Source organism: Streptomyces sp. GC420, assembly GCF_009916105.1.
Taxonomy (GTDB): domain Bacteria; phylum Actinomycetota; class Actinomycetes; order Streptomycetales; family Streptomycetaceae; genus Streptomyces.
Genome location: NZ_JAAAXQ010000305.1, coordinates 1 through 10,262 on the forward strand (window position 1 = coordinate 1; position 10,262 = coordinate 10,262).

At 69.9% G+C, this 10,262-nt stretch carries 10 protein-coding genes; all 10 read left to right on the forward strand.

The genetic code is table 11. The features are described 5' to 3' along the window. The first annotated feature begins 266 nt into the window (after window positions 1-266). A complete protein-coding gene (locus GUY61_RS28705) occupies window positions 267-875 on the forward strand; it encodes a CDP-alcohol phosphatidyltransferase family protein (protein WP_166633172.1) in 609 nt (202 codons plus the stop codon). 115 nt (window positions 876-990) lie between these two features. Next, on the forward strand, window positions 991-3,486 hold the full coding sequence (locus GUY61_RS28710) for a mannose-1-phosphate guanyltransferase (RefSeq protein ID WP_166633173.1): 2,496 nt from the start codon (window positions 991-993) through the stop codon (window positions 3,484-3,486). 106 nt (window positions 3,487-3,592) lie between these two features. Beyond that, a complete protein-coding gene (locus tag GUY61_RS28715) occupies window positions 3,593-4,513 on the forward strand; it encodes a DUF881 domain-containing protein (protein ID WP_166633174.1) in 921 nt (306 codons plus the stop codon). Then, the gene (locus tag GUY61_RS28720) at window positions 4,510-4,842 is read left to right on the forward strand and encodes a small basic family protein (protein WP_067272827.1); all 333 of its coding nucleotides are present in this window, start codon (window positions 4,510-4,512) and stop codon (window positions 4,840-4,842) included. Before GUY61_RS28715 ends, GUY61_RS28720 begins: the two co-directional genes overlap by 4 nt. A 10-nt stretch (window positions 4,843-4,852) precedes the next feature. Continuing rightward, a complete protein-coding gene (locus tag GUY61_RS28725; protein ID WP_243766820.1) occupies window positions 4,853-5,770 on the forward strand; it encodes a DUF881 domain-containing protein in 918 nt (305 codons plus the stop codon). A gap of 127 nt (window positions 5,771-5,897) precedes the next feature. After that, window positions 5,898-6,797 carry an FHA domain-containing protein gene (locus tag GUY61_RS41970; protein ID WP_166633175.1) on the forward strand — a complete coding sequence of 300 codons (900 nt, stop codon included), beginning with the start codon at window positions 5,898-5,900 and terminating at the stop codon, window positions 6,795-6,797. Between the two features lie 43 nt (window positions 6,798-6,840). Beyond that, window positions 6,841-7,593 (forward strand): MerR family transcriptional regulator, encoded by a 753-nt coding sequence (locus GUY61_RS28735; protein ID WP_166633176.1) that lies wholly within the window; start codon window positions 6,841-6,843, stop codon window positions 7,591-7,593. A 52-nt stretch (window positions 7,594-7,645) separates the two neighbouring features. After that, window positions 7,646-8,119 carry a bifunctional nuclease family protein gene (locus GUY61_RS28740; RefSeq protein WP_006144119.1) on the forward strand — a complete coding sequence of 158 codons (474 nt, stop codon included), beginning with the start codon at window positions 7,646-7,648 and terminating at the stop codon, window positions 8,117-8,119. 283 nt (window positions 8,120-8,402) lie between these two features. Then, window positions 8,403-9,044, forward strand: coding sequence for a MerR family transcriptional regulator (locus GUY61_RS28745; protein WP_313896918.1), 642 nt, complete (start codon window positions 8,403-8,405; stop codon window positions 9,042-9,044). A gap of 96 nt (window positions 9,045-9,140) precedes the next feature. Further along, window positions 9,141-10,262, forward strand: a 1,122-nt coding sequence (locus GUY61_RS28750) for a DNA polymerase IV (RefSeq protein ID WP_166633178.1), incomplete at its 3' end; no start/stop codon positions are given.

Consider the following 10,262-nt stretch of genomic DNA (forward strand, 5'->3'; position numbering starts at 1 on the left):
CCGGTAGCTAAGCCTTTCAGCGCCGATGGTACTGCAGGGGGGACCCTGTGGGAGAGTAGGACACCGCCGAACAATTATTCCGGGAAGCCCCGGGCCTTGTGCCCGGGGCTTTTCCGCGTTTCAGGGATCCTTGGCCGTCGTCGGGTAACCGTGGCCCGGCCCACCGCGTGTTTCGGGACAGTGGCCGGGACCCTGTGCGAGAAGGCACCGAGACGAGGGGTAGGGTCGGGTAGCATCGTCGGCTCGAAATCGCAGGAGGCCCCCGGGTGGAGGTCCAGGAGACCCGTGTTCAGACCGACCGGGTCCTCACCATCCCGAACATCCTCAGCATGGCGCGTCTCGCCGGCGTCCCCGTCTTCCTGTGGCTGATCCTGCGGCCCGAATTCGGTGGCCCCAAGAGCGACGGCTGGGCCCTCCTGGTCCTCATGCTGAGCGGGGTGAGCGACTACCTCGACGGAAAGCTCGCACGGCGCTGGAACCAGGTCAGCAGCCTCGGCCGGCTCCTCGACCCCGCCGCCGACCGGCTCTACATTCTGTCGACCCTCGTAGGGCTCACCTGGCGCGGGATCCTGCCCCTGTGGCTGACTCTCGCGCTCTTGTCGCGTGACCTGGTGCTGCTGGTGATGGTTGGGATTCTCCGTAGGCACGGCTATCCGCCGCCCCAGGTGAACTTCCTCGGCAAGGCTGCAACTTTCAACCTGATGTATGCGTTCCCGCTGCTGCTCCTCAGTGACGGAACTGGCTGGCTCCCGTCACTCGCTGCTATTTTCGGATGGGCGTTCGCCGGATGGGGTACAACGCTGTACTGGTGGGCAGGGATGCTGTATGTGGTCCAGGTCCGCCGTCTCGTCAGGGCGGACGCAGTGGCCGATTGAGCTCGCTGAAGCCGGTGGCCCTTAAGGGTCGTGTACCCGAGTCGCACCTCGGTGGGCCTATGTGGACGGGCGAAGTCGGCTGGACCGTCATCTCTCCAAGGAGGACGCTTCCGACATGAAGGCCGTCGTGATGGCCGGCGGCGAAGGCACGCGCCTTCGCCCGATGACCTCGAGTATGCCCAAGCCGCTCCTGCCGGTGGCGAATCGCCCGATCATGGAGCACGTGCTGCGGCTGCTCAAGCGGCATGGACTCACCGAGACCGTGGTCACCGTCCAGTTCCTCGCCTCGCTCGTCAAGAATTACTTCGGCGACGGCGAAGAACTCGGCATGGAACTCACCTATGCCAACGAGGAAAAGCCACTCGGTACTGCCGGGAGTGTGAAGAACGCCGAGGAGGCGTTGAAGGACGATGCCTTCCTGGTGATCTCCGGTGACGCCCTGACCGACTTCGACCTGACCGAGCTCATCAATTTCCACAAGGAAAAGGGTGCGATGGTCACGGTCTGCCTGACGCGTGTGCCGAATCCGCTGGAATTCGGCATCACCATCGTCGACGACGAAGGCAAGGTCGAAAGGTTCCTGGAGAAGCCCACATGGGGGCAGGTCTTCTCGGACACCGTCAACACCGGCATCTACGTCATGGAGCCGGAAGTCTTCAAGTACGTCGAAGCCGACGTGTCCGTCGACTGGTCCGGCGATGTCTTCCCCCAGCTGATGAAGGAGGGCAAGCCCATCTACGGCTACATCGCCGAGGGCTACTGGGAGGACGTCGGCACGCACGAGAGCTATGTCAAGGCCCAGGCGGACGTCCTGGAGGGCAAGGTCGACGTCGACATCGACGGCTTCGAGATCTCTCCCGGCGTCTGGGTCGCGGAAGGCGCCGAGGTGCACCCCGACGCGGTGCTGCGCGGCCCGCTGTACATCGGTGACTACGCCAAGGTCGAGGCCGACGCCGAGATCCGTGAGCACACCGTCGTCGGCTCCAACGTGGTCGTCAAGACGGGCGCCTTCCTGCACAAGGCGGTCGTCCACGACAACGTGTACATCGGGCAGCACAGCAATCTGCGCGGCTGCGTCATCGGCAAGAACACCGACATCATGCGGGCGGCCCGCATCGAGGACGGCGCGGTCATCGGCGACGAGTGCCTGGTCGGCGAGGAATCGATCGTCCAGGGCAATGTGCGGGTCTATCCGTTCAAGACGATCGAGGCCGGCGCCTTCGTCAACACCTCGGTCATCTGGGAGTCCAGAGGGCAGGCGCACCTCTTCGGAGCGCGGGGCGTCAGCGGCATCCTCAACGTGGAGATCACCCCGGAACTCGCCGTCAGACTCGCCGGCGCCTACGCCACCACCCTCAAGAAAGGCGCCTCGGTCACCACGGCCCGTGACCACTCACGGGGCGCGCGCGCCCTCAAGCGCGCGGTCATCTCCGCCCTGCAGGCCAGCGCCATAGACGTACGGGACCTGGAGAACGTGCCGCTGCCCGTCGCGCGGCAGCAGACGGCGCGCGGCAGCGCCGGCGGCATCATGGTGCGTACGACCCCGGGTGTGCCGGACTCGGTGGACATCATGTTCTTCGACGAGCGCGGTGCGGACCTGTCCGCGGCCGGACAGCGGAAGCTGGACCGGGTGTACGCCCGCCAGGAGTACCGGCGCGCCTTCCCCGGCGAGATCGGTGACCTGCACTTCCCGGGCAGCGTCTTCGACTCCTACACCGGCTCGCTGCTGCGGAGCGTGGACACCACGGGCATCGCGGAGTCCGGACTGAAGGTCGTCGTCGACGCCTCGAACGGAAGCGCCGGACTCGTCCTGCCCAGCCTCCTGGGACGGCTCGGGGTCGACTCGCTGACGATCAACCCCGGTCTCGACGAGTCCCGGCCCACGGAGACCGCGGAGACACGGCGCTCCGGGCTGGTGCGGCTGGGCGAGATCGTGGCCTCGTCCAGGGCCGCGTTCGGTGTGCGCTTCGACCCCGTCGGCGAGCGCATCTCGCTGGTGGACGAGCGCGGCCGGATCGTCGAGGACGACCGGGCGCTGCTCGTGCTCCTCGACCTCGTGGCCGCCGAGCGCCGCAGCGGACGTGTGGCGCTGCCGGTCACCACCACGCGGATCGGCGAGCAGGTCGCGGCGTACCACGGAACGCAGGTCGAGTGGACGACCACCTCGCCCGACGACCTCACCCGGGTCGGCCGGATGGACGGCACGATCTTCGGCGGCGACGGCCGCGGCGGATTCATCGTGCCCGAGTTCAGCAGTGTCTTCGACGGCACGGCGGCCTTCGTGCGCCTGATCGGCCTGGTGGCGCGCACACAGCTCACCCTCAGCCAGATCGACGCGCGGATCCCGCAGGCCCATGTGCACAAGCGGGACCTGGCCACTCCCTGGGCCGTCAAGGGCCTCGTCATGCGGCGGGTCGTCGAGGCGGCCGGCGACCGGTCCGTGGACACCACGGACGGCGTGCGCGTCGTCGAGGCAGACGGGCGCTGGGTGATGGTCCTGCCCGACCCCGCGGAGGCCGTCACCCACCTCTGGGCCGAGGGTCCCGACGACGCCTCCGCCCAGGCGCTGCTCGACGAGTGGTCGACGATCGTGGACAGCGCCGGACACTGATCGGCACCGAACGGGCACCGTGTGCCGGATACCGCCAAGCGGAGGTATCCGGCACACCGGTGGGCCCATTCGGCGGTAGCGGTCGCGACGTGCGACGATGTGCGGCATGTCGCAGCAGCCCCCCGATCGGAGCAGTCCTCCGGCGCGCCCCGCGCGCCCCGACGCCTCCATGTCGCTGCTGACCAACGTCATGGACCACAGCCTCGACGACGGCTACGCCGAGGCGGCGGCCAGGCGCGCGGCGGACGGAGAGCGGCTTCCCAAGACCCTGCGGGCCAAGCTGTGGCTCGCGGGCGGTCTGGTGCTCGCCGCCCTCGTCGTGACGCTGGGAGCGGCGCAGGCCCAGGTCACCGCGCCCGTCGTGGCCAAGGAGCGGCAGGAACTGATCGACCGCATCGAGACGGAGACAGCGGCGACCGAAGACCTCGAGGACAGCGTCGACGCCCTGCGCGAGGACGTGGGCGAGCGCCAGCGGGAGGCGCTCCGGAACCACGGCGGCGACCAGGGCGGGCTCGTGGGGCTGCTGGCCGGGGCGACAGAGGTCGAGGGCCCCGGCGTGAAGCTCGTCGTCGACGACGCGGAGGACAGCGACTCCGGAGGTGGCGGCCCCCGGGAGAGCAGCGGCTTCTCCGACACCGGGCGGGTCCGCGACCGGGACATGCAGCGGGTCGTGAACGGCCTGTGGGAATCGGGTGCCGAGGCCATCGCCATCAACGGGCAGCGGCTGACGGCCCTGTCCGCGATCCGGGCGGCCGGTGACGCCATACTGGTCGACAACAAGCCGCTGGTGCCGCCGTACACGGTGCTCGCCGTGGGCGACGGACAGCGGCTGAGCAGGACCTTCCAGGACAGCGTCGACGGCCAGTATCTGCATGTCCTCCAGGAGAACTACGGGATTCGCACCCGGATTTCGACCGAGGCCGGGGTGCGTCTTCCTGCCGCGCCCAGCCTGATCGTACGTACCGCAGAGCCGACCGCCGGCGCGGCCGAGAAGGGCAGCGCCGGCACAGGAGAGGGCACATCGTGATCGCCGTACTGGGCCTGGTCGTCGGAGTCGTGGTCGGACTGCTCGTCCGCCCCGAAGTGCCGGCAGTGGTCGAGCCCTACCTTCCGATCGCCGTGGTGGCGGCACTCGACGCGGTCTTCGGTGGACTGCGCGCCATGCTGGACGGCATCTTCGACGACAAGGTCTTCGTCGTTTCCTTCCTGTCCAACGTCGTGGTGGCCGCGCTCATCGTCTTCCTCGGAGACAAGCTGGGCGTCGGCTCCCAGCTGTCGACCGGAGTGGTGGTCGTGCTGGGCATCCGGATCTTCTCCAACGCAGCCGCCATCCGCCGGCACGTGTTCCGGGCGTGAGGGCGACACCATGAGCGAGCACAGCGACAAGAATCCCCCGGCCGACAACATCACCGCGGAGCGGCTCCGCGAGCCCGGGACGCAGCGCACGGGCACCGGCACGGGCGGCGGTGTCGAGCTGCGCGGACCCCTGGAGCGGCGGGAACTGCCACCCGAGCGGCCCGAGCCGGACGAGGACCCCTCGGCACGGCAGGAGCAGCCCGAGGCCCTCACCGGACGGCAGCGCCTCGTGGCGGGGCTGTGGCCGCCCAGGATCACCCGCGCCCAACTCATCGTCGCCCTCCTGCTGTTCGTGCTGGGACTGGGGCTCGCCATCCAGGTGCGCTCCAACAGTGAGAGCAGCGCCCTGCGCGGCGCGCGCCAGGAGGACCTGGTGCGCATCCTCGACGAGCTGGACGACCGCAGTCAGCGCCTCGAGGACGAGAAACAGCGTCTGGAGGCCCAGCGGACCGAGCTGGAGAACAGCTCCGACCAGGCGGAGGAGGCCCGCAGGCAGACCGTCGAGAAGGAGCGTCAGCTCGGCGTGCTGGCCGGTACGGTGGCCGCCCAGGGGCCCGGGATAAACCTCACGATCAGTGACCCGGTGGGCACGGTCGAGGCGGACATGCTGCTCGACGCGATCCAGGAACTGCGCGCCGCGGGCGCGGAGGCCATCCAGATCAACGACGTACGGGTCGTGGCGAGCACCTACTTCGCCGACGGCGACGGCGGGATCAGGATCGACGGCCGCGCGGTGAGCCAGCCGTACCGTTTCAAGGTCATCGGAAAACCGGCGGATCTGGAGCCGGCGCTGAACATCCCGGGCGGTGTGGTGCAGACTCTGGAGAAGGAGCAGGCCACCGCTACGGTGACGAGGTCGGAGAAGATCGTTGTGGACGCCTTGCGGTCCGCGAAGCGGCCTGACTACGCTCGGTCGTCGTCGCGATGAGGCGGGGGCGTATGAGGAGTGCCGGACGGGGGCACGAAGTAGCGGGGGGTCGGCGCACCGAACCAGGGGCGCGTGATGGAAACTGTCCGGTGGATACGGACGTTGTGCAGGTGTCTGGGTCGGCAGTGTGCATTCGGAGTTCGTCCTGCCCCACGGGCGGGTCTGTTTCAGTCAAGGGGAATCGCCCGTGAAGTTGTTTGCGAAGTTGTTCGGCAAGAGCTCCCGCGAGGAGGGCGGCAGCGCTCGGCACCGCGCGCCGCGCGCGGAGGGCGAGCCGCAGGAGGGCGCGGAGCGTCCGCTGTTCCGCGACCAGGTCGGTGGTCCGGGTGGTGACATTCCGGGCGGACGGGGCGCGTCCTCTGTTGACCCTGCGGCCTCGGGCCGCATAGGTTTCGAGGAATCGTCAGCCTCAAGTGCGGGTGGAGGGTTTTCCCCCGATCCGTATGCGACCAACGCCTCTGCGGGCCAGCCGCATCAGGAGGGTCCTTCGATGTCTGCCTTGCCGGTCTGCACGAGGTGCGGGCACCGGAACGCCGAGGCGAGCCGGTTCTGCTCCAACTGTGGCGCGCCGCTGCGCGCGGGCGCCACTCCGGAGCGTCCGTCCGAGACGACCTCCACCATCTCGATCTCCGGTCTCGAGGCGTACGACGCCGAGGCGACCGGCCAGACCGCGATTCCCGCGCTCTCGCCGGAGGCCCAGGCGGCGGTCGACGCGCTGCCGGTCGGCTCGGCACTGCTGGTGGTGCGCCGCGGCCCCAACTCGGGCAGCAGGTTCCTGCTGGACAGCGACCTGACCACCGCGGGCCGGCACCCGCAGAGCGACATCTTCCTCGACGACGTGACGGTCTCGCGCCGCCATGTGGAGTTCCGCCGCGGCCCGGAGGGCTTCACCGTCTCCGACGTGGGCAGCCTCAACGGCACGTACGTCAACCGTGAGCGGATCGACTCCGTGGCGCTCCACAACGGCGACGAGGTGCAGATCGGCAAGTACCGGCTGGTCTTCTACGCGAGCCAGCAGGGCATCTGACCCTCCCCCGGACTCGGTCCGGGGGGACCCTCAGGGAAGGTCCATGGTGCGTACACCGACGGGCGGTGCCGGAAGCGGCACCGCCGCCCCGGGCGGACGGCTGGTGAGCATCGGCAGCGTCCTGGCGCAGTTGCGCGAGGAATTCCCCGAGGTCACCATCTCCAAGATCCGCTTCCTGGAGGCGGAGGGACTGGTCGAGCCGCAGCGGACGCCGTCCGGGTACCGCAAGTTCAGCCCGCGGGACGTGGAGCGGCTGTCCCAGGTGCTGCGCATGCAGCGGGACCACTACCTGCCGCTGAAGGTGATCCGGGAGCACCTGGACGCCCTGGAGCGCGGCGAGGACGTGCGGCTGCCGTCGCCCGCGTCCGCCCCGCAGCCGCTGGACGGCGTGCTGGGCGTGGCGGAGGCCGAGGAACGCAGGCCCACGGCCGCCCGGGTGGGGCGCGAGGAGCTGCTGGCGGCCGCCGAGGTCGACAGCGGTGAGCTGGACGAGTGGGAGTCCTACGGGCTGATCACGCGCGACGAGGACGGCGCCTACGACGCCGAGGCGGTGACCGTGGCCCGGCTCGTCTCGGAGCTCGGCGGGTTCGGGCTCGAACCGCGCCACCTGCGGGCGATGAAGGCCTCCGCGGAACGTGAGGCCGGCCTCGTCGAGCAGGTGGTGGCGCCGCTGCGCAGGCACCGCAATCCGCAGACCCGGGCCCGAGCCGAGGCCACCACGAGGGAGCTGGCGACCCTCACCGTACGGCTGCACGCCGCTCTTGTGCAGACCGCGCTGAGGGTCCGGCTGCACTGAGCCGGGGGAGCCCGACTACCCAAACCTGCCGGGCACGTCCTAGGGTTGCTGTGTGAACGAGCTCGACGTCGTGGGTGTCCGGGTGGAAATGCCCTCCAACCAACCGATCGTTCTGCTGCGTGAAGTGGGAGGCGATCGGTACCTCCCCATCTGGATCGGTCCAGGGGAGGCGACGGCGATCGCCTTCGCCCAGCAGGGGATGGCGCCCGCCAGACCGCTGACGCACGACCTGTTCAAGGACGTGCTGGAGGCCGTGGGCCAGGAGCTCACGGAAGTGCGCATCACCGACCTGCGCGACGGTGTCTTCTACGCGGAGCTGGTGTTCGCCAGCGGGGTGGAGGTCAGCGCGCGTCCGTCCGACGCCATAGCGCTCGCGCTGCGCACCGGAACGCCGATCTACGGCAGTGACGGTGTGCTGGACGACGCGGGGATCGCCATCCCGGACGAGCAGGAGGACGAGGTGGAGAAGTTCCGCGAGTTCCTCGACCAGATCTCCCCCGAGGACTTCGGCACGAGCAGTCAGTGACCGGGCTCCGGAGCCGGCCGCGGAGCCGGTGGGTGACGGTGGAGGCCGGTCTGGGCCGATCGGTGGAACGCGGATCTGAAGAACCGCTTCTGCTCGCCTGTTCGGCGGGTTTGATGAGTCCCGCAAGCGGCTCCGTCAAGGCATTCGAGTAGCCTTTCCCCAACAGGGGGCACGGTAAACCACTCTAAGGGTGATTATCACTCGGCGTGCCGAGTGTGGCGATCGTTGACGCACCCCGAGTGACTGCCTACCGTCGAGAGGCAGGTCAAGGACGGAGGTCGGCGTGAGAAGCACCGGCGACGATACGGCTGGGGGTGCCCCCGGACGGAGTCTGGGGGAGAGCGGTCCGTATCCGCTTCACGGCAACGCGGCCGCTTCCGCGAACCGGCAGATGGCCGGGCCCGGACCGGGGGAGCCCGGCGGCCCGGCGTCCGAGCTCGTCGGCTACCGCGGACCCACCGCTTGCGCGGCCGCGGGCATCACCTACCGGCAGCTCGACTACTGGGCGCGCACCGGTCTGGTGGAGCCCAGCGTGCGGCCAGCCTACGGTTCGGGCACCCAGCGGCTGTACAGCTTCCGGGACGTCGTCGTCCTGAAGATCGTCAAGCGCTTTCTGGACACGGGCGTCTCCCTGCAGAACATCCGCACCGCAGTCGAGCACCTGCGGGCGCGCGGCTTCGACGACCTGGAGCGCATGACGCTCATGAGCGACGGGGCCACGGTCTACGAGTGCACCTCGCCCGACGAGGTGGTGGATCTGCTCCAGGGCGGCCAGGGCATCTTCGGGATCGCGGTCGGAGTGGTCTGGCGGGACGTGGAGAGCGCCCTGGCGCAGCTGCACGGCGAGCGGGTGGACACCGGCGAGACCCTGCTCGGGCACAACCCGGCGGACGAGCTGGCCAGGCGGCGTCACAGAGCGGTCTGAGCGGCGCGCACGCTGCTCGCACCGCGGAGCCCGCGTCGCCGCCCGCTGGGGACGAGGCGGAGCCGATGTCAGTGGCGTGGTGCAGCATCGGAAGATGTGAGAACCGCGCCGACGATTCTGCATCTGGACATGGATGCCTTCTACGCCGCCACCGAGCAGGCGGCGAAGCCGAGTCTGCGCGGCAAGCCGGTGATCGTGGGCGGGCTCGGCCCGCGCGGAGTGGTCGCCACCGCCTCGTACGAGGCGCGGCGCTTCGGGGTCCACTCGGCGATGCCGATGGCGCAGGCCCGCCGCCTCGCGCCGAACGCGGCGTATCTCGTGCCCCGCTTCTCGCTGTACCGCGCGGTCAGCGGCCAGGTGATGGAGCTGCTAGGGCAGCTGTCGCCGCTGGTGGAGCCGCTCAGCCTCGACGAGGCCTTCGTGGACCTCGAGGCCGGCGGGACGGCCGCGGACGCGGCCCAGGCCCGGCAGGTCGGGGAGCGGCTGCGCAGGGACATCAGGGCGGTCACCGGCCTGGCCGGGTCCGTGGGACTGGCCGGCTCGAAGATGCTCGCCAAGATCGCCTCGGAGCAGGCCAAGCCGGACGGACTGCTGCTCATCGAACCCGGCACGGAGCGCGAGCTGCTCGCGCCGATGACGGTGCGGACGCTGCCCGGTGTGGGCCCCGCCACGGGCGACCACCTGCGCCGGGCCGGGATCACCACGGTCGGGGAACTGGCCGAGGCGGGCGAGGACGAGCTCGTGCGGCTGCTGGGCAGGGCGCACGGGACCTCGCTGCACGCCATGGCGACCGGTCACGACGACCGGCCCGTCGTCGCCGAGCGCGACGCCAAGTCGGTGTCCGTGGAGGACACCTTCGACGTCGATCTGCACGACCGGGTGCGGATCAGGCTGGAGGTGGCCAGGCTCGCGGACCGCTGCGTCACCCGGCTGCGCGCCGCCGGGCGCTCGGGCCGGACCGTGGTGCTGAAGGTGCGGCGGTACGACTTCTCGACGCTGACCCGTTCCGAGACCCTGCGTGGCCCCACGGACGATCCGGCGGTGGTCCGGGAGGTCGCTGGGCGGCTGCTGGAGGCCGTGGACACGACCGGCGGCGTACGGCTTCTCGGGGTGGGGGTCAGCGGCATCGCCGACTTCACCCAGGAGGACCTGTTCGCGCAGGCGGCGGTGGGGGAGGCGGCGCCCGCCGTCGAGTCCGGGCCGGAGTCGGGGCCGGAC